The organism is Paractinoplanes ovalisporus (assembly GCF_016834655.1).
In the GTDB taxonomy this organism is placed as follows: Bacteria; Actinomycetota; Actinomycetes; order Mycobacteriales; family Micromonosporaceae; genus Actinoplanes; species Actinoplanes ovalisporus.
This window is the reverse complement of record NZ_JAENHP010000001.1, coordinates 84,000-103,647: the sequence shown is the minus strand read 5'-3', so window position 1 is coordinate 103,647 and position 19,648 is coordinate 84,000. Positions and strand designations below refer to the sequence as shown.

At 69.6% G+C, this 19,648-nt stretch carries 18 protein-coding genes; 8 read left to right on the top strand and 10 right to left on the bottom strand.

All coding sequences use genetic code 11. From position 1 onward, the window contains the following. The first annotated feature begins 83 nt into the window (after positions 1-83). Positions 84-2,549 carry a fibronectin type III domain-containing protein gene (locus tag JIG36_RS00480; RefSeq protein ID WP_203373956.1) on the top strand — a complete coding sequence of 822 codons (2,466 nt, stop codon included), beginning with the start codon at positions 84-86 and terminating at the stop codon, positions 2,547-2,549. Here JIG36_RS00480 and JIG36_RS00475 read toward each other — a convergent pair. The 4 genes from JIG36_RS00475 to JIG36_RS00460 form a co-directional block, all read right to left on the bottom strand. Next, entirely contained in the window at positions 2,521-3,246 is a 726-nt protein-coding gene (locus JIG36_RS00475) for an esterase family protein (RefSeq protein WP_203373955.1), read from the bottom strand. The two genes, JIG36_RS00480 and JIG36_RS00475, sit on opposite strands and share 29 nt — an antisense overlap. An 88-nt stretch (positions 3,247-3,334) precedes the next feature. Continuing rightward, complete coding sequence (locus JIG36_RS00470; protein WP_203373954.1) at positions 3,335-4,735, bottom strand: cellulase family glycosylhydrolase; 1,401 nt, start codon at positions 4,733-4,735, stop codon at positions 3,335-3,337. A 181-nt stretch (positions 4,736-4,916) separates the two neighbouring features. Then, positions 4,917-5,852 (bottom strand): SIS domain-containing protein, encoded by a 936-nt coding sequence (locus tag JIG36_RS00465; RefSeq protein WP_203373953.1) that lies wholly within the window; start codon positions 5,850-5,852, stop codon positions 4,917-4,919. Positions 5,853-5,910: 58 nt separating this feature from the next. Next, entirely contained in the window at positions 5,911-6,462 is a 552-nt protein-coding gene (locus JIG36_RS00460; protein WP_307872500.1) for a MarR family winged helix-turn-helix transcriptional regulator, read from the bottom strand. A 75-nt stretch (positions 6,463-6,537) separates the two neighbouring features. Here JIG36_RS00460 and JIG36_RS00455 point away from each other — a divergent pair, with 75 nt between their 5' ends. Continuing rightward, positions 6,538-6,960, top strand: coding sequence for a MarR family winged helix-turn-helix transcriptional regulator (locus JIG36_RS00455; RefSeq protein WP_203373951.1), 423 nt, complete (start codon positions 6,538-6,540; stop codon positions 6,958-6,960). 522 nt (positions 6,961-7,482) lie between these two features. Next, a complete protein-coding gene (locus tag JIG36_RS00450) occupies positions 7,483-7,905 on the top strand; it encodes a hypothetical protein (RefSeq protein ID WP_203373950.1) in 423 nt (140 codons plus the stop codon). 346 nt (positions 7,906-8,251) lie between these two features. Here the strand turns inward: JIG36_RS00450 and JIG36_RS00445 are convergent, their stop codons facing one another. Then, positions 8,252-9,151 carry a DMT family transporter gene (locus tag JIG36_RS00445; RefSeq protein ID WP_203373949.1) on the bottom strand — a complete coding sequence of 300 codons (900 nt, stop codon included), beginning with the start codon at positions 9,149-9,151 and terminating at the stop codon, positions 8,252-8,254. A 66-nt stretch (positions 9,152-9,217) separates the two neighbouring features. Here JIG36_RS00445 and JIG36_RS00440 point away from each other — a divergent pair, with 66 nt between their 5' ends. After that, complete coding sequence (locus JIG36_RS00440; RefSeq protein WP_203373948.1) at positions 9,218-10,459, top strand: cellulose-binding domain-containing protein; 1,242 nt, start codon at positions 9,218-9,220, stop codon at positions 10,457-10,459. Between the two features lie 59 nt (positions 10,460-10,518). Continuing rightward, complete coding sequence (locus JIG36_RS00435; protein ID WP_203373947.1) at positions 10,519-11,079, top strand: DUF4352 domain-containing protein; 561 nt, start codon at positions 10,519-10,521, stop codon at positions 11,077-11,079. Positions 11,080-11,264: 185 nt separating this feature from the next. Here the strand turns inward: JIG36_RS00435 and JIG36_RS53825 are convergent, their stop codons facing one another. Together JIG36_RS53825 and JIG36_RS00425 are read right to left on the bottom strand one after the other, a co-directional pair. After that, complete coding sequence (locus JIG36_RS53825; protein WP_203373946.1) at positions 11,265-12,686, bottom strand: GGDEF domain-containing protein; 1,422 nt, start codon at positions 12,684-12,686, stop codon at positions 11,265-11,267. Positions 12,687-12,690: 4 nt separating this feature from the next. After that, positions 12,691-13,221: a MarR family winged helix-turn-helix transcriptional regulator gene (locus JIG36_RS00425; protein ID WP_203373945.1), complete on the bottom strand. Its 531-nt coding sequence runs from the start codon at positions 13,219-13,221 to the stop codon at positions 12,691-12,693. 86 nt (positions 13,222-13,307) lie between these two features. Between JIG36_RS00425 and JIG36_RS00420 the strand changes: the two genes are divergently transcribed. Continuing rightward, entirely contained in the window at positions 13,308-13,883 is a 576-nt protein-coding gene (locus tag JIG36_RS00420; RefSeq protein WP_203373944.1) for an NADPH-dependent F420 reductase, read from the top strand. A 47-nt stretch (positions 13,884-13,930) separates the two neighbouring features. On the opposite strand, the gene JIG36_RS00415 is transcribed toward JIG36_RS00420, so the two are convergent. Beyond that, positions 13,931-15,736, bottom strand: coding sequence for an NAD(P)/FAD-dependent oxidoreductase (locus tag JIG36_RS00415; RefSeq protein WP_203373943.1), 1,806 nt, complete (start codon positions 15,734-15,736; stop codon positions 13,931-13,933). A 74-nt stretch (positions 15,737-15,810) separates the two neighbouring features. Between JIG36_RS00415 and JIG36_RS00410 the strand changes: the two genes are divergently transcribed. Next, the gene (locus tag JIG36_RS00410; protein WP_203373942.1) at positions 15,811-16,980 is read left to right on the top strand and encodes a sigma-54-dependent transcriptional regulator family protein; all 1,170 of its coding nucleotides are present in this window, start codon (positions 15,811-15,813) and stop codon (positions 16,978-16,980) included. Between the two features lie 96 nt (positions 16,981-17,076). Here the strand turns inward: JIG36_RS00410 and JIG36_RS00405 are convergent, their stop codons facing one another. After that, positions 17,077-17,469, bottom strand: a complete 393-nt coding sequence (locus tag JIG36_RS00405; protein WP_203373941.1) for a hypothetical protein — start codon at positions 17,467-17,469, stop codon at positions 17,077-17,079. A gap of 31 nt (positions 17,470-17,500) precedes the next feature. Further along, entirely contained in the window at positions 17,501-18,757 is a 1,257-nt protein-coding gene (locus JIG36_RS00400; protein WP_307872499.1) for a winged helix DNA-binding domain-containing protein, read from the bottom strand. 596 nt (positions 18,758-19,353) lie between these two features. Between JIG36_RS00400 and JIG36_RS00395 the strand changes: the two genes are divergently transcribed. Further along, positions 19,354-19,551: a hypothetical protein gene (locus JIG36_RS00395; protein WP_203373940.1), complete on the top strand. Its 198-nt coding sequence runs from the start codon at positions 19,354-19,356 to the stop codon at positions 19,549-19,551. Positions 19,552-19,648 lie beyond the last annotated feature (97 nt).

The window sequence follows — 19,648 nt, the reverse complement described above, 5'->3', positions numbered from 1 at the left end:
CATACCAATCAATGCCTGGGGTGGGCGGGCCGGAACCCGATTAGCGTTCGAGGGGCCAGGATCTTGTCCCGCGGGGAAACGCCATGCGTGGTCAGCTGTTGAGAACTGCCGCCGCCGCGGTGCTCGCCAGGCGTGGTCTGCTGCCGAGAGCTGTCGCGGTCGGGGTGCTTGCCGTGCGTGGTCTGCTGTCGAAAACTGTCGCGGCTGTGGTGCTCGCCTTGGCGCTTGCTTCCGCCTGTGCTCCGGTCGCCTCCCCGGTCGCGCCCGCTGATCCTCCCGTGCCCGGGACCGTCTTCTACGTCGCTGACACGACCGGAATCGTGCGTATCGGGCCGGACGGAACCCGGACGGTCGCCGAGGGGTTGGGCGCGCGTCTGCTCGCGTTGGGCGACGACGGCAGCCTGTACGCGGTCGTGTCGGACGACCTGGTCGTCCGGGCGCGGCCGGACGGCACTCGCGTCCCGCTGCCGTTCAACGGTCTCAGCCAGATCACCGGGCTCGCGGTCGATCAGGCGGGCACGGTCTACGTCGCGATGCGGTCCGGCGGGATCCGGACCATGACGGCCGGCGGGGTGGAGGGCAAGGTGGCCGTGGCCGGGCTTCACTACATCAGCGCGCTCGCTGTCGACGACTCCGGAAACCTGCACGCCGCGAGCGTGGACATGGGCCGGGTCGTGACCCGGACCGCCGCCGGTGCGCAGACGACGAGCTATCTGCCGGGGTTGGACAGCCGGGTGGTCGCCCTGGCGGTCGACGCCAACAAGTACTTCTACGCCGTCGACCGGGACACCGACGAGGTGATCCGGTTCGGTCAGGGCATCGTCCGTAAACCGTTGCTCAAGCCGGGCACCTTCGCGCCGGAGAGTCTGGCCGTCGCGGCCGACGGGGTCTACGTCACCGACATCGACAACGACCGGGTGGTCCGGCTGGGGGTGGACGGGGCATACACGCCGGTCGTCACCGGGCTGGCCGGCGTTTCCGCGCTGGTGGCGCGAACGGTTCCGTCGCCGCCGACCAAGGTCAAGGTTGCGGCCGGAGACGGGAAGGTCGCGGTTTCGTGGTCCGGTGCGAAGGATTCGGGTGGGCGGCCGATCAACCACTACATCGTCACGGCCGACCCGGGCGGCCTCGGCTGCACCACCAAGGGGGAAAGCGAGTGCAGCGTGGCCGGGCTGACCAACGGGGTGGACTACAGCTTCACGGTGCGGGCCTCGAACACCGGTAACGTGGTCGGGGCTTCGGTTCCGAGCGTGGTCTCGGAGATCGTGCGCCCCGTGGGTCCCGTCAAGACCCCTGTCACCACGGCGCCTTCCGACCTCGCCAGCGGGTCCTCGCCCAGCATCGGCGGGCCCGCCACTGCTGCTTCCGTCAGTGGGGCTCCCATCCCCACTGTGCCCGTCACTGCTGGGCCTGTCCCCACTGAGCCGGTCACTACTGCTCCCGTCCCCACTGCTCCCGTCCCCACTGCTCCCGTCCCCACTGCTCCCGTCCCCACCGCGCCAGTCACCTCCAGGCCGGTCACTACTGCTCCTGTCCCCACTACTCCTATCCCCACCGCTCCCGTCCCCACTGTGCCGGTCACCTCGGGGCCGGTTACTGGTGCTCCGGTCACCTTGCCTCCGACCACGACCCCGCCCACGACGCCGGCCACTGGTGCTCCAGTCCCCACTGTTCCCGTCCCCACTGTTCCCGTCCCCACTGTTCCCGTCCCTGCTGTTCCCGTCCCTACTGCGTCGGTCACCAGTGCTCCTGTCCCCACTGAGCCGGTCACCAGTGCTCCTGTCCCCACTGCGCCTGTCACTGGTGCGCCGTCGGCTTCTCCCGGCGTTCCTGCTACGACGCCGACTACAGTTCCGCCGACGCGGCGGGTGCCGTCCGCGCCGAGCGGCGTCAGTGCGCGGGCCGGCTACTCGTCGATCACGGTGTCGTGGAACTCCGCGTCGGGCGCGACCCGCTACCGGGCCGTCGCCGAGCCAGGGCCGGCCTCCTGCGAGACGACGGCGACGAGTTGTGTGCTCGGCGGTGCGGCCGGGAAGCCGTACACAGTAAGCGTTTTTGCCTTCGATGAGACCGGCGCCTGGGCCGAATCGGACACCACGGCCGCCGTGACGCCGATCGCGCCCCCGGTCGCGGACGAGCCGCCCAACAGCGCGCCGAAGCTCGGGACCGACGGCAGCGCGACTACGAGGCCGGGCCGCAGCATCGTCCTCTCCGGGAACGGTTATGCGGCACACTCCACCGTACGGATAAGCGTCTATTCCGAACCGGTCGCGCTCGGCGAGGTGGTCGCGGATGCGAGCGGCGCCTTCCGGGTGCGGGTGAGCGTGCCGGATGGCCTGCCCGCGGGCTCGCACGCGCTCGTCGCGGCCGGGATCGATCCGAGCGGTGTCGCCCGCGCGATGCGGCTCGACGTCACGGTGGTCGCGGCCGGCGAACCGTTGCCCGTTACGGGCTCGTCGGTGCTGTTCACGTTCGTGGCGGGGCTGGTGTTTGTGCTCAGCGGCGTCCTGTTGCGCCGGGTCAGCAGAAGCGGGGGAGATGCTTCGTGAGCTGGGCCCGCCAGGAGGGCCAGTCGTGCGGGGTGTCGGGGCCCCACATGTCGAGCTCGTGCCGGATGCCCTTGTCCGAGAGCAAGGCGTCCATGTGAGGGGTCGAGGCGAGGGCGCCGGTTGTGTCCTCCCACTGGCCCTGACCGCAGACGAGCAGGATCGACAAGCGTTTGCGCAACCAGTCCAGGTGGTCGCCGTGCAGGTTGGGGATGTAGTCGGTGGGGTTGTGGAAATAGACGGCGTCGCCGCGGTCGCCCCATGCGTTCCAGGTTCCGGGGTCGTAGTTGCCCGAGAAGCACAGCGCCAAGGGGAACAGGTCGGCGCGGCGGAACGCGAAGTTCAGGGCGTGGTAGGCGCCGAGCGAACACCCCGCAGTCGTGATCTCGGCGTCGTCACCGCTGTCGGTGCGGATGTGCGGGACCACGGTGTCGAGGATCCAGGATTCGTACGTGCCGTGCTGTCTCGCCCTCTCCTCGAGCGGCAGATGGTGGGCCGACCAGGTTCCGGCGTCGAACGAGTCGACGCAGTAGAGCTTGACCCGGCCGGCCTCGATCAGGTCTTCGGCCGCGGCCACCATGCCGTTGTCCGGCCACTCCCAGGCGCCGCCCTTCTCGGTGGGGAACACCAGCACCGGCCGTCCCCAGTGACCGTAGACGGCGACGGTTCCTTGACCGAGGTGAACCGAGTAGTGGCGCATGGATCACCAGTCTGCCGTCACCCGCGCCGGCGCACCACCGGCACGGCAGGTCCTCTTCCGGGGGCCGGAGGACCTGCCGTGCTGGTCGTCAGAAGTCGTCGGCGGTGCGGATCCGGTCACGGACCCAGACGCCGGCCTCCTTCAGTCGTGAGGTGCCGGAGTAGGCCCCGGCGTTGCAGGTGCCCTGGGTGAAGACCGCGCCGGTGCGCATGTCGTCCGAGTAGTTCCAGTTCACCCAGCTCACCTTGTTCTGGGCCATCAGGTCGAGGTAGCGCTGCGCCATGGCGAAGTTGTTGCCGCCGTCGCCGGACGCCTGCTGGGTGCCGAACTCGGTGACGAACATGGGCAGCTTGGCGATCGCGTCCCGGAAAGTGTTCAGGTAGTAGTCGTCGTGCGAGGCCGCGTAGAAGTGGAACGTGTACATGATGTTCGACGCGTTCACCGGGTTGGCGAGGATGCGCGACACGCCCTGACCGTCACCCGAGGCGCCCAGCGACGACCAGTCCTCGGTGCCGACCAGCACCACACCGTCCGCGTCCTGGGCCCGGATGACCGGGATGATCTGATCGGCGTACGACTTGATCGACGACCAGTTGACCTCGCTCGGCTCGTTCGCGATCTCGTACAGGATGTTGGTCTTGTTCTTGTGCCGCGCGGCGATGGTGGTGAAGAACGTCTTGGCCCGCGCCAGGTTGAAGTTGGGGTCGCCGGGCGAGAGCATGTGCCAGTCGACGATCGCGTACATGCCGCGGGCGGTGGCCTTCTCGATCAGGTCGTTGACCTTGGCGGTGAAGCCGGCCGGGTCGGTCTCGTAGCCGCCCTCCTGGATGTACATCGAGATCCGCAGGACGTCGGCGTTCCACTCCTTGGCCAGCACGTCCAGCGAGGAGTCGTTGACGCAGTTCGCATACCACTGCAGGCCGTGCGTGCTCATGCCCCGCAGTTGGATCGCCTTGCCCTGGGCGTTGCACAACTGACGACCGCAGACCTTGAGCTGGCCGTTCTTCGCGACCGGGGTGGTGCCGGACGGCGGGTTCGTCGTCGGGGGAGTGGTCGGTGGTGTGGTCGGTGGTGTGGTCGGGGGCGTCACGGTTCCATTGCACGACACTCCGTTGAGCAGGCATCCGGTGGGGCTGCCGGAGCCGCTGCCGACGAAACCGAACGTGACCGACTGGCCCGGCGCGACCCGGCCGTTGTACTCGCGGTTGGTGAATGTGTAGCGCTGCCCCGAGGTGGTGAGGAGCGCATCCCAGTACGAGCCCACGCTCGTACCGGAGGGAAGGGCGAATTCGACCCGCCACGAGGTCATGTCGGACGAGCCGCCGTTGGTGATCGTGAACTGGCCCTGCCAGCCCGACCCCCAATCGGAGGTCTTGGCGAACGTGGCGGTGGTGGCGGCGGCGCTGGCCGGGGTGACGGCATAGAGAGCCATGCCCGCGGCGACGACAGCGGCGGCGACGGACAGTAACAGCGAACGGGAGCGGCGCATTGACGTCCTCCACTGGGGATATCGGGGGAGGACGATTATTAGTCAGTTTTACTATCAGTGTCTAGTGCTGACGGTTGTCAATGCGTTCGCTCGGTTGCGGTCGCCGTCGCCGTTGTCGTCGCCGCCGCCGTCGCCGACCGCGGCCGGATGTCCATCACGACGGCCACGCCCTGTCGTGCGGTCAGTCCGCCTCGGGCCACAGCTCCGGGTCGGCCCACGCCCCCGTGATCGCCGTGTCCGCGTTCTGCCCCCGCAGGCGCGCGAACCGGAGGGCGAGCTTCTGCAGCCGTACGGTCATCGGAATCTGATCGAGAAGCGGCGAGCCCGTCCGTACGTCGCTGGTCAGCGTCGCCACCGGCATCCGTTCGAGCCGCGCGGCGTGGGCGAGGCCGCGGGTCAGCTCATCCGGTTGCAGCACGAGCAGGGTGTCGGCCGGCGTGTACGGAACGGCGCCGCCGTGCAGCAACCGATCGGGGTCGAACCCCTCGCACAGGATGCGCGCGCCCTCCCGGATCTTCAGGGCGCCCTCACGGGCTGTCACCGACCAGAGTCCCGGCCCGACAATCGCCATGGCGCGGGCCGGCAGGGGCACGTCGTCGTCCTCATCCTGGATGGCTCGGGCGACGGCTCGTACGGCATCCGGCCCGCCGCCCGGCGTGCCGAGGTGGTGGGCGACCTGGGCGAGCACCGCCAGCGCGGCCGTGTAACTGACCGTGTAGGTCTCGGAGGCCTCGGCGAGCGGCGTCCGAACCGCTTCGGGCCACGCGGCGTCCGGCCCGGTCACGGAGACGAACGGCGTGCCGGTCTCGAGAAGCAGAGAGCGACTACGTCTTGCGTACGCGGTGTGACCGGTGTGGCTGATGACCACGCCCGCGTCACCGTCGCGCAGCAGCTCCGGCCCGAACGCGTTGGACGCGATCGCGCGAGCATCCAGACCGCCGCGGATCATCTCGGCCGCGCCCAGTTCGGCCGCATGCAGGCTGGTGCCGGTCCCGATGAGCCAGATCCGTCGCGCCCCGGCCAGCTGCTCCGCGGCCGCCGCCGTCAGGGCCGGGTCGGCGAGCCCCGCGATGACCTCAGGTTGCGCGGCGATCATCCGTTCCAGCTGCATCGTCATGCGCACAACCTAGAGCTTTACGTCGTGCTTCCGTCGATCGAAGTTCCGGCGGCCGCGGTCACGTCGCCTGCTCGGTTTTCGCCGGTCGTGCGCCGGTTCTCCTGACTGCTCCTGCAGTTCTCCGGCCTGTTGCGGCGGGTTTTACGGCGTGCTGTGGCAGTTCCTCGGCCTGCTGTGGCGGTTCTCCCGGGCGCTCCACCAGCAGGGACAGCAGGGTCGTCAGTTGCTCGCGTTGCCGTTGGTCGAGCGGCGCGAAGATCTCGTCGTCGACGCGGGCGAGGATCTCGTCGAGCCGGTGCAGCTGCCGGTGACCGGCGGCGGTGATCGTGACGAGGTTCCGGCGCCGGTCGCTCGGGTCGGGCTCGCGTGACACCTGCCCGCGCTCGGTCAGCTCGTTGAGCACGGCGACCAGGTCGCTGCGGTAGATGCGGGTGTGGTCGCTGAGCTGCGCCTGGCTGGCCGGTCCGAACTCGTCCAGAGTGGCCAGAACCGCGTAGTGCCACTTGCGGGCGTCGGCCCCGGCCAGTTCCTCGTTGACGCGCCGATCGGAGTGCACGGCCGCCAGGGACAACAGCCGCGTACGCAGCGTCCGCAGTCTTTCCGCTCCCACGGGAGGCACCTTACCTCCTTGCGTTAGTCACACTAACTATCTAGCGTTAGTGTGACTAACAATAGGAGCGTAGCCATGACGACGATCCCGTTCGGTCCGCAGCTGATCGGCCGCACCGAGAAGGCCCTGAACGCCCTGCTCAACCGCGAACTGTCCGGCACCGGCCTGACCGAACCGCAGTGGGTGGTCCTGACGCTGACCGTCCTCTCCAAGGGTGAGCCCGGCTTGCCCGCCCGCATAGCCGAGGCCTTGCGAGTCCCCGAACCTGACGCGCACGACCACCTGGCGGCCCTGACCGCCGCGGGTCTGGTCGAGGCCGGCAGCACTGGTGCGACGCCCACCGCCTACGGCCTCGACGTGTGGAACTCCGTGCGGGCCGCCACGGTCCGCATCACCGACTCCCTCTGGTCCGACCTCCCCGAGTCCGACCGCACCGCGGCCGCGCATGTCCTGAACACCGTCTTGGCCCGCGCCGGCGCTGCTCTGGCGGCCGCCTGAGGCCCCGCCCCGCTGGCTGCCCGCAAACCGCCCCGCTGGCCGCTTGGCCGCGCGCCCCCGCTGGCTGCCCCCTGCTGGCCGCCCTACTGGTCGCTCCGCTGGCCGCCCCGCTGGCCGCTTCGCTGCGTGATCAACGCCGTCGCGAGGCGGCGTGCCGGCGAGAACGACCCCGTTACGCCAAGATTGCGCCCTTGTGAACCTGCCATCCGTGCCCGAGGAGGTCAGGTTCATGCGGTCGCACGTCAGATCGGCGCGGAACCGGCACGCCCCGTAGGGGTCCGATCGGGAACCGCCACCGGCGTACGAGGGCAGCCGCGCCGCTGATGTCCCCGCCGCTGTGGACAACTGCCGAAGGCGGTCACCCGCCGCTGTGGACAACCAGCCACCTGTGGCTTGACAAGGTGTAGCGTCCAGCCCAACTCCCCTGGGGTGGGCGGGGGAGGCGGTGGCTGCTCCATTGCTGTCTCACTGTGTGGAACCCGGCGGATTCGACAAGTGGCGACGCTCCGTTACGATGCGCCGATGACGACGACGGTGGCTACGCGTGGCAGCGCGCCGACCTCGGACCGCGCCGGGGCGTGGACCCTGGTTGGTGTGCAGTACGGCTTTTCCGCCCTGTATGCCCTCTGCGGCTACCTCGCTATGGCGCGGGCCGCCGATCTGGCCGGTCACTGGTACATCCCGGCCCAGGGTGACGCGGTCACTGCCGATCTCGACATCAGTTCGGGCTGGGTGTGGACGCTGCCGGTTGGTGTCGTTCTGTCGTTGGGGCCGGTTCTGGCTGGGCTCGGCCTGTTCGTCTCGGTGATGGCGTTCCTGCTCGGCTACACCCACGGCCGCCGCCACGTGTACGCCCTGATCGGCAGCACCGTCGCGATGCTGCTGGTGCTGGTTGTGTCGCTGACTCCGGCGGCCCAGTCCGTGAGCGGCTGGTTGCTCGACTGACGGCCTCGCGCGGCTCGGCCACCACATCACCCGGCACGACGGCTGGCGGCAGCCGCGCACCGAGCGTGCGCTGTTAACGCTAACAAGGCGAAAGATCGTACGAGCCTCGATTCCTTTACGCAAGACTTACGAACGAATTCTGGGAGCGCTCCCACCATCTGAACGCATCGATTGACGTCCATCGAAAAGCATCGTTAACCTGCGCCGAACCTGTTACGTGTGTGTTTCCCCGAGGCGGATCGAGGGGCCGATGGCTCATCCTCCCAGGCGACGCCGCGCGGTCGGCACGGTCGCGCTGACGGCGGAGGTCGACGACGGCGCCAAGATGACCCGACGCGAAGCGCGGTCACTGGTGCGCGCGCATAAGGGCGGCCCGGGGGCGGCTGCGGGAAACGGCCACACCGGCCAGGCACAACGCCCCGCCGGCGAGGGCGAGCAGGCCGGGAACCTCGTCGAGGATCAGCCACGACAGGAGGATCACGACGACCGGAACCGCGTACGTCGTGGAGCCCATCTTGCCCGCGGTAGTGCGCGCGAGCGCGTACGCCCAGGTCGTGAACGCCACCGCCGTCGGGAAGACGCCCAGGTAGACCACGTTGAGCGTGGCCGACAGCGGCGCCCGGGCGACGTCGGAGATCAGCTGACCGGCGAACGGGAGGCAGGCCACCGCCCCGATCAGGCAGCCGAACGTGGTGGCCTGCAGGGCCGACGCGTGCCGCAGGGCCGGCTTCTGGGCCACCACCCCGGACGCGTACGTGACCGCGGCGACCAGGCACAGCAGCACGCCCAGCACCGACGCCCGGCCGCCGCCCGACATCGACACGCCGACCACGACCGCGCCGGCGAACGACACCCCGATGCCGGCCAGCAGGCGCGGCGGGAAACCCTCGTGCAGCAGCCAACCGGCGAGCAGGGCCATCAGGGCCGGGCCGACGTTGACCACCATCGCGGCGGTGCCGGCGTCGACGAGTTCCTCGCCCCAGTTCAGCGCCACCATGTACAGCCCGAACCAGAGCACGCCGCTGATCGCGATGCCGGGCCACGCGGCGCGCGGCGGGAGGCCCTGACGCCGTACGGCCAGAAACAGCAACAGCACCACGGAACCGGACAGAAGGCGGCCGAGCGCGAGCGCGCCGGGGGAGAAGTGGGGGGCCGCGGCCCGGATCCCGACGAACGCCGAGGCCCAGAAAACGACCGTGACGGACGCGGCGGCAACGGCCGCACCCGGCACGCGGGGAGAAGTCATGGGCCCATCCCACCCTGGCGATCGTTCGGTCGCTAGCGAAAAACGGACCACGCAATCGGAGGAGCGATGAAACGACGGGTCGTCTGGCTGGCCGCCTGCCTCATGGCGGCGTTCTCGGTCATCGCGGTGCTGCGTCCCGCGTACGCGGCGGTGGGGTGCCGCGTCACGTACGCGGTGACCAACCAGTGGTCGGGCGGGTTCGGGGCTTCGGTGACGATCGCGAACCTGGGCGACGCCCTCAACGGGTGGACGCTCACGTTCGCGTTCCCCGATGCGGGGCAGAAAGTCGTGCAGGGCTGGAACGGGACGTTCGCGCAGAGCGGTTCGACCGTGAGCGTCGCGAACGCGAGCTGGAACGGCTCGGTACCCGCCGGCGGCACGGTGTCGCTCGGTTTCAACGGTTCGTTCACGAGCGCGAACCCGGTGCCGGCGTCGTTCGCCGTGAACGGAACCGCCTGCACCGGAACGACGCCACCGACAACACCCCCGACGACGCCACCAACAACGCCCCCGACAACACCGCCCACGACGCCACCGACGACTCCGCCGACCGGTGATCCGTGGAACCCGCCGTCGAGCCTCGTGCAACCGCTCGCCGCGGTCTGGTCACATCAGGAACAGACCTACAGCAACCTGTACGGCTTCAGGAACTACGGCTGGGACCAACTCGTCGCGGGCGGCGGCGCCATCAACTACTGCGTGCGCTGGGACTCGACCGCGCACGTCACGGCCACCCAGCGGGACGCCATCGCGGCGGCGCTGCAACGGCAGTACCAGAAGTGGATGGACGTCATGCTCGACAACGGGCAGGGCTGGAACAACTGGCCGTACAAGCAGGTGCCGGTGAAGGTCGTCGGCTGGGCGGTGCGCGATCGTGCACAGTTGGAGTGGACCGACAACTCCGTGGACATCTACGTCAACAACATCAACGAGAACGCGCCACAATGCGCACCCGCGTGCGGCCGGTTCTTCCATCAGGACGGCAACTACAACGGTTGCCCGGGCGGCGCGTCCCGTCACTACGACCACTCGCTGTGGCTGACCGCCGGCTTCCAGGGCGGCGCGGGCGGGGACTGGGGTCAGCGGGTCGGATCCGAATACTTCCTGAGCAACGTGAACGCCTCGAACATCCACATCTATCTGCACGAGCTCGGGCACACGTACGGCCTGGACGACTTCTACGACTGGGACCCCACGCCCGGGCAGGGCTTCATCATGAAGGCCGGTTCCGCCACCCAGATCACCGACTTCGACAAGTGGATGCTGCGCGACTGGTGGCGCCATCTGAAGAGCCGGTACGGCCGCTGATTTGTCGGATCAGGGGCGAATCCACTGACCGGGTTCGCCCTGTGACGCACAGTTAGGGAATGACGCGCGCGAGCAGGAAGCCCCTCCTAGCGGCCCTGCTCGCGTGCGTTGCCATCGTCGTCCTGTTCTTCGCCGGGGTCGCCGCGCAGCAATACGGCGTCCGCGGCGAGCCGGCCGCCGCCACCGCGTCCCGCCCGGCCGTGTCGAAGTCGCCGAAACCACCGCCGGGCGTGGGTGACCGGGTGCGTGACGGGAAATTCGAGTTCGTGGTCTCCAAGGTCGACTGCACGCGGACGCGGGTGGGTCTCGAACACCTCGCCCGCACGGCGAAGGGCCGTTTCTGCGTGGTGAGCCTGTCAGTACGAAACATCGCCGGCGAGCCGAAGTACTTCGTGGGCCGCGCCCAGAAGGCGTTCGACAAGACCGGCGCGTCGTACGACAACGACGACCTGGCCGGCGTCTACGCGAACCGCAACACGAAGACGTTCCTGGAGAGGCTCGACCCCGGCGAGCGTGTCACCGGCAAGCTGGTCTTCGACGTCCCCCGCAAAACGGCATTGACCCGCCTGGAGCTGCACGACTCGCTGCTCTCCGGCGGCGTGACCGTGGCCCTCCGCTGAACGAACGAGCAGCCGGCAAACGTGCACCCTGAACGAACGAGCGGTCGTCAAACGAACGAGCAGCTGGCAAACGCGCAGGCTGAACGAACGAATGGGCAGTCAAACGCCGCACGCTGAGAACGAGCGGGAGCTCAACGCGCATGGCCGTGAAACGCGCATGGCCGTGAAACGCGCATGATCGGCCGTCAAACACGTACGCGCACGCGGGCCGACTTGGCGGCGTACATGGCGGTGTCGGCCTCGTGCAACAGGTCGTCCAGCGGACGGTTCCCGGTCGTGGTGGCGGCGCCGACGCTCGCACCCACGGACACCGTCTCGCCGCGGATCGACATGGGTGCGGTCAACGCCGTACGGATACGCGCGGCCGCGTCGTCGCCGGGCGGGCCGGGCAGCACCAGCGCGAACTCGTCGCCTCCGATGCGTGCGATCAGGTCCTCCGGCCGTACGGCGCCAAGAAGTCGCCGGGCCACGACCGTCAGCGCCTCGTCGCCGGCGGCGTGCCCCAACCGGTCGTTGATCGGTTTGAACCGGTCGAGGTCGATCAGCAGGACCGTCGCCTCGGCGCGGACCAGCGCGGCGCCCAGCTTGTGGAAGGCTGCGCGATTGTGCAGACCGGTCAGCGCGTCGTGGTGCGCCTGATGCGCGAGTTCCGTGCGTTGTTGCTCGAGTTTGACCGCGAGTCCGCCGACGATCGCGACGGTCAGGAACTGGCGTACGAGCACGAGCGTGAACGTGGCGAGCAGAACCCAGACGAGCACCGGGCTGAGCGATCCGTCGCGCAGTTGCTCGGCCGCGCTCGCGGCGACGGCGAGCAGGAACGGGACGTACGGGAGGAAAGCCCACACGCCCGAGAAGTGTCGTGACGCGCCGGCCGGTGCCTCGCGGGGCGTCTCGAGGCGGCTGGCGACCAGGGCGAGCCCGGCCGCGAGCAGGTAACCGCCGCCGACACCGTGCGCGTACCACGGATGCCCCTCGATGCTGTTGTGCAGACCGGTCATGGCGATCGCGGCCAGGGTCACCGAGGCCGCGCCGAGCGTGCGCGGGGCATATCCCGTGCGGCCGGGAAGGTTCTGCGACATGGTGACCACCGCGACCGCCGCCGCCAGCACCTCGAAGGCCGTGAGGGCGGACGCGAAGGTGTAGCCCGTGTTGCCGGCGGCCTGGGCCAGCACATGCACCCAGGCCAGCGCGAACACGGCGCCGGAGACCGCGGCCACGTCGAGCAGGGCCCGGTAACGGTTGGCGCCGCGCGTCGGCGGCGCGTGCAGATAGACCCCGACCGGCAGCAGCACGGCGGCGACGAGCGCGGACAGGTTGCCGGCGAGGTAGATCGGCGGCTCGTGGAAGATGTCGTCGGCCAGGAACATCAGGTTGGCCAGCGACCAGAAGCCGCCCGCGACCGCGCCGACCAGAACCGACGCCCGGGCCCGGCCGGTCTCGTGACGGATGCGACGCCAGTAGAAGTACGAGGCGAAACCGGCCGGGACGGCGATGAGCACGTCGGCCAGGGCGCGCCCGAAACCGACGGGCAGCCACGGCAGCAGCACCTGGACGGCGACGGCGAAGACCGCCACCGCCGCCAGCTGAGCGCGCAGTGGCTTTGTCACGCCGTTAGCGTCGGCCGGTAGGCCCGTCTTCTGAGTGGTTGAGGTCGTATCGCTCGTAAACGGCCGCCCGCGCGCGTTCCGGATCGAGCCGGTGCAGGATCGCGTCGGCGATGCCGGCCAGCTGCGTGACCTGTTCGGGCGTCAGGGCATCAATGACGTTTTCCCGTACGGTCGCCACGTGTCCCGGTGCGGCTTCGCGCACTTTCGCCCACCCGTCGTCGGTGAGGCGCGCATTGGTTGCGCGTTTGTCCTCGGGGCACGGGAAACGCTCGAGCAGTCCGCGCGTTTCCAGCCGCTGCACAACATGGGACAGGCGGGCCAGGGTCGCCGTCGTGTGTTCGGCCAGGGCCGTCATGCGCAATGTCCGGCCGGGCGCCTCGGAGAGCATGGCGAGCACGAAGTAGTCGAAGTGCGTCAGCTGGGCGTCGCGTCTGAGTTGCGAGTCCAGGGCGGCCGGCAGGAGTTCGAGCACGGCCGCCAGTCGTACCCAGGCCGCCTTCTGCTTGCTGTCGAGCCATCGCGTGTCCACGGTCACCAGTTTCGCACGACATTAGTTGTTGCTACAACCTCCCGTACGTGCAATGGTTGTCGCAACAACCAATGACGGCTCGGGAGGGCATCATGGCGAACATCAGCATCCTCGGCACCGGCAACATGGGTCAGGCCATCGGCGGGCTCGTCGCCAAGGGCGGCCACACCGTCCAGCAGCTCAACACGTCGAGCGCCGACCAGGCCGTGACCGGCGACATCGTCATCCTCGCGGTCCCGCACGCCGCGCTGGCCGACATCGTCGCCACCCGCGGCGCCCAGCTCGCCGGCAAGGTCGTCGTCGACATCACCAACCCGGTCGACTTCGCCACCTTCGACAACCTGACCGTCCCCGCCGACGGTTCGGCCGCGGCCGAGCTGGCCCGGGCGCTGCCGCAGTCCCAGGTCGTGAAGGCGTTCAACACCAACTTCGCCGGCACCCTGGCCACCGGCTCGGTCGGCACCGAGACCACCGCCGTGCTGATCGCCGGCGACGACACCGACGCCAAGGCCGCCGTGGCCGACGTGGTCAGCGCGGCCGGCCTGCGCGCGGTCGACGCCGGTTCGCTCAAGCGGGCGCGCGAGCTCGAGTCGCTCGCCTTCCTGCAGATCACCCTGGCCGCCGGCGAGAAGCTCTCGTGGAACGGCGGGTTCGCGGCCGTAGCCTGACCCGGCATCGCCGGCCGGGAATCACATCCCGGCCGGCGCCCGCGGGGTCATCCGGTGTGATGCGACTCCTGCAACCGGTAAACGGGAGTGGGCACACCCTCGTACCGGGCCTTGAGCTGCAACGCCAGATAGAGCGAGTAGTGCCGCGACTGGTGCAGGTTGCCGCCGTGGAACCACAGGTTCTCCTGCTGGGTGGGCTTCCACATGTTGCGCTGCTCGCCCTCCCACGGCCCCGGGTCCTTCGGTGTGTCCGAGCCGAGGCCCCACACCTTCCCGACCCGCTCGGCCGTCCGAGCGTCGACGATGTCGGCCACCCAGCCGTTCATCGAGCCGTACCCGGTCGCGTAGACCACCAGGTCGGCCGGCAGCGTGGTGCCGTCCTCCAGCACCACCGCGTCCTCGGTGAGATGGTCCACCTGGCCGTGCGCGAGCTTGACCCGCCCGTCGGCGACCAGGTCGGCCGCGCCCACGTCGATGTAGTAGCCGGAACCGCGTCGCAGGTACTTCATGAACAGCCCGGAACCGTCGGCGCCCCAGTCGTGCCGGAACCCGGCCTTCTCGAGGCGGGCGTAGAACTCGGCGTCGCGCTCGGCCATCTGCTCGTACAGCGGGATCTGGAACTCATGCATGATCCGGTACGGGATCGATGCGAAGATCATGTCGGCCTTGTCGGTGGTCACCCCGTTCGCGACCGCCCGCTCCGAGTAGAGGTCGCCGAGCCCGATGTCCATGAGCGAAGCCGACTTCACGATGTGCGTCGACGAACGCTGCACCATGGTCACGTCGGCGTCGTGCTCCCACAGTGCACCGCAGATGTCGAACGCTGAGTTGTTCGACCCGACAACCACAACCCGCTTTCCCTCGTACGCCTCCGGGCCCGGATGCCGGCTCGAGTGGTGTTGCTCGCCGCGGAAGACGTCCTGACCCGGCAGCTCCGGATAGTTGGGCTTGCCGGACATCCCGGTCGCGAACACCACGTGGGCCGGCGTCAGCTGCACGGTGTCGCCGCCCGCGCGCTCGACGACCACGTTCCAGCGCTTCGTCTCCGGATCAAAGGCCGCCGTCCGTACGGTGGAAGAGGTCCAGTACGGCACCTCCATGACCCGTGTGTACATCTCCAGCCAGTCACCGATCTTGTCCTTGGGCGAGAAGACCGGCCAGTTGGCGGGGAACGGCAGGTAGGGCAGGTGGTCGTACCAGACCGGGTCGTGCAGGCAGAGACTCTTGTACCGGCCGCGCCACTGGTCACCGGGCCGCGCGTTCTTGTCGATCACCAGCGCCGGCACGCCCAGCTGCCGCAGACGGGCCCCGAGCGCGATCCCGCCCTGCCCGCCGCCGATCACGACGACGTACGGCTGATCGCTGACCCCCAGTGTGGCCGCCTCGGCCTCGCGCCGTTCCTTCCACGACGGCCGCCCCTTGCTGAGCTCATGCTCCACACCCTGCGGCCGCCGCTCACCCTTCGACTCCTCGAAGCCCTTGAGCTCACGCAGGGTCGTCAGCAGCGTCCACGCGCCCTCCGAGGTCAGGCGCAGGTGCCCGGTGCCGCGGCCGGTCGCGGTCTCGAACCGGATCCACGCGTCGATCACCCCGTCGGCCTCGGTGGGGTCCTCGGTGAGCTCGAAGCCGGACGGGTCGGCGGCGTCGAGCGTGCTGGTCAGCAGATCGGTCACCCCGTCGCGGCCCTCGACCGTGGTGATGTTCCAGGTGAAGGCGACCAGGTCACGCCAGAAACAGCCGGGGGCGAACAGCGCGGCCGCGGCCGGCACGTCCCGGGCCCGCAGCGCGGCTTCGAAGGACGCGAGCCAGTCGTCCACGCGCTGCCGTACGGAGAGCTCGGTTGTCTGCGTCATGCGACCACGAGACCGCGACGACTTCGTTCCGCAACAGGGTTGCAACACATTGCACGCGGGGGCCATGCTCAGTCGTGGGCGATTTCAGCGCCGTACGGCCGGGCACCGACCTGACCCGGCACGCCCGTGAGCTGCGCCGGGTCCACGACGCCGTGCTGACCGGCGCCCGCCCGCCGCACCGTCCCCGCGCGCTGGTCGAGCGGTCCTGGTCCCGCGTGCTCGGGCTGGGCCTCGACCCCGGCCGGGCCAACGCCCGCGACCCCGTGCCGTTCGACGAGGTCGAGCGTCTGCGCCGCGAGTCACCCCTGTCGGTGGTGATCGACGACCTTTTGCGCCTGGCCGACGGCTTCCTGCTGGTCGTCACCGACGCCGAGGGCGTGATTCTCTGGCGGGCCGGCCCTCCCGCGCTGCTGCGCCGGGCCGATGTGCTCGGCTTCGGCGAGGGCGCCCAGTGGACGGAGTCGGTGGTCGGCACCAACGCGATCGGGACGGCCCTGGTCGAGGCGGCACCCGTGCAGCTGTTCTCGGCCGAACACTTCGAACAGGCCCAGCACGCCTGGTACTGCACCGCGCATCCGGTGCACGACCCGCGTACGGGGGAAATGCTCGGCATCGTCGACGTCAGCGGTCCCGCGCTCACCCTGCACCCGGCGATCGAAGCCCTGGTGGCCACGGGTGTGCGCCTGGCCGAGGCGCAACTGTGGCGGCATCACGCCGACCGGCTCGAACGCCTGCGCCGCACGGCCGCCCACGTGGTGGCGGCGACCCCCGGCCCGGTGCTGATCGTGGACGAGCAGGGCTGGGTGGCGGCGGCGAGCGGGGTGGCGGCCCGCGACCGGATCGGCGCGCCGCGGGAGGGGGCGGCCCTCGGCGTACCGGGAATGGGTCTGTGTCTTCCCGAACGGCTGCCCGAGGGCTGGTTGGTGCGCCCGGCCGGCCCGCAGGTCACCATCCAGGCCACGCTTGATGTGCGTGCGGCTCCGGTTCTGGAGGTACGGGGGGAGTCCGAGCCGTGGCGCACCCCGCTGACCCGCCGTCACGCCGAGATCCTCGGCCTGCTCGCGGCGTGCGGTCCCGGCGGGCTGACGGCGGCGCAGATGAGCCGTTTCCTGTACGGGGATGCCGACCACGTGATCACCGTCCGGGCCGAGGTGTCGCGTCTGCGCCGGGCGATAGGTGCACTGGTTGCCACGAACCCGTACCGCCTGGCGGCCGGGGTCGTGCTGACCATCCTGCGCCCTTGATCGTCCCGCTACGCTTAGTCCCTGGCCGTCACCTTCGCGGTCGTCGTTGCGCCCCTTGACCGTCACGCTTTGAGGTCATCGCTGTGGCCCTGATAGTCACGCCTCGAGGTCGTCGCTGTGGCCGCAGCGACGGCAGCTGAACGAGTCGGGGACGTGCTCCGCGTGCCAGGTCCGTCGCCGGTCGTCACAGTCGAAGCAGACCTCGACCACCTCGCACGGCTCGATCGTCGTGTCGCCCAGATCGGCGGCTGTTCTCCGGACCGTGCGGTGCCGGTAGCCCGCGCGTTTCAGCCCGCACTGCCGGCACCGCTGGGTGATCGCGCAGGTGGCGTCCTTGTCGCCGCCCTCGTCCCAGTCGTGCATCACGCCCGACTCCAGGAGCGCGTCGCAGTTGGTGCAGCGCCTTTCGTACTGGCACGTCTGCGGGCGGGTCGTCACCGGGGAGTGGCGCCCGAGGCGGCACGCCCATCGCGTCCGTACGGAATTCACGCCGTCCAGTGTGGCCTCTCGGGCTGGCCTGTCATAGGTGGTCTTTCATGCCGGCTCGCTGCGGCCGGCTTGTCGTGCGTGGCTCGCTCGTTGTGGCTGGGTTGTCGTGCGTGGTCCGCTCGTTGTGGCTGGGTTGTCGTGCGTGGCCCGTCGTCGCGGATTCGTCAGGGCTGGTTCTTCGTCGGCTGGCTTTCATCGTGGGGGAAGAGTAGACGCTCGAGACGCGGAACCCGTCCAGCCAGGCGGTGAGCCGCGCGGCCTCGGCGTCGAGGAGTTCACGCCCGGCCGCCGGCACGTCTTCGAGCAGCCGGAGTTCGACCATGCCGGCCGGATCCTGCACCCAGCTGCCCACCGCGCGCCCGTTGAACCAGGCGGTCGCGCCCGCGTTGCCCCGCCGGTCGAAGAGCAGGTCGCGATGTGGCCCGAGATAGAAGTCGCGCCCCTTCCAGCCCATGACGGTCGGATCGAGCACCGGCAGCAACGCCGCCCACGGCTCGTCGAAGACAACCTCGTCGAGGTCGTCGGCCAGCAGCCAGCCGGTGGAGCCGTCTTCCAGCGTCACCGCCGCCGCACCGAGCTCCCGCAACGCCCCCCGGACGACCGCCTTGGTCGAGCCCAGCCACCACACGAGGTCGTCCTCGGTGCCCGGCCCGAACGAGTACAGCCAACGGCGTACGAGTTCCCGATAGCCCTCCGCCATCGACAGCGACTCCGGAACGTCCCCGAGCCAGTGCCGCATGAGTGTCCACCGAGGCCGCGACACGTGCCAGCCCCCGGTATTGACCCCGCGTACCAGATCACCGGTCAGTCCGAGATGGGTCAGCACCCGCCCCGCCGTCCACATCTCGCCTGGCCGCACCGACACCCGTACGTCAATGATCGGCACCGCCTGCCGCAGTTCGAGCGCAATCCGCCCCTCCGGCTGCGACTCCAGAAACTCAATCACGCCCGCCCGCGCCCGTTCGAGCCACGCGTGCCCGTCCTCGGCAAATCCCGCGGTCACCGCGTCCTGAGTCATGCGCGCCCGTTCGGTAGCCGCCACCCGTGCCGAGGCGCTGGCCCAAGCGGCCGCCAGCAGCTCACGCGGAAACACGAACAGCGTGCGCCGCATAGCAAGCTGCTTGACCAAGGAGCGATCCGTGTAGAGCGCCCGGTCGACGTCTTTCACGGTCAGCCCCGCCACCCGAGCCCAGCACGAGAGATAGACCGTGGCCGGCTCAGTCGAGTGCAGCACCGTCATGGCTTGCGTGGCCGCTTCCGGCGTCGCGACCCTGGTGCCCGGCGCCACCGCGTGCCGAACCGCTATCCGAGCCCGCCGTTCCCGATCACTGACCAGCCGCACCACGTCAAAATCCACCCTGCCGTACTCCAAGATCCGCCCGGCCGCTTCTCAAGGGCCACTCTGCCGCGTCCCAAGATCGCCTGTACGCCTGTACGCCTGTACGCCTGTACGCCTGTACGCCGCCGCCTCCCCCGCCCTCCCAGGGCTTTTGATCCTAGGGCAGCGCGAGGCCGGGCTGGAGTTATCCACATTCCCGCGTTGTCCACAGGCCCGCCGCCGCCCGGAGCCCAGTTGCGGCATGCTCATCCCCGGACGACGAGCGATTTCGGGAGGACCTGTTGGCCGGGTGTGCGCATTCAGGGTGGGCCGGCGTGGGCCTCGCGGGCGCGTCTTCTCGACAGGCCGTCACGTCCGGGGCGGAAGTGCCGGCTGTGCACCTGAATCGCCGGCCCGGTTGAGGCATCGTGCACGAACCGTTTCCCTGGAGGTGGGGCATGGCAGCTCGATTGTCGACACGGCCAGACCGATCGGGGGTTGCGGCAAGATCGTCGCGATGGTCGGCTGGGCGTATGAGTGGGGGATCTCGTCCGCGCGTTCGGTGGGTGCTGGTTGGTCCGGGCATCGCGGTGTTCCTGGCCGGCCTGGGGATCGTGCAGTACTCGATCTTCTCGACCGCCGACTTCTACCTCGTGGGGTTTGCGATGAGCGTGGCCGGAGGATCGATCGCGGCCCGGGGAATTCCTGGCCTTCCGCGGTGGTCGCCGACGCGTCAGGCCCGCGAAAAACGGCCCGGAGACTGAGCAGCCCCTTGCGTCAGGGCCCAGCTTTGTTTCCTCGGTGGGTTCACGGGTGACGGTGTCGTGGAAGACGGGCCGAGCGGCCTTGCGCGTCAGGCCC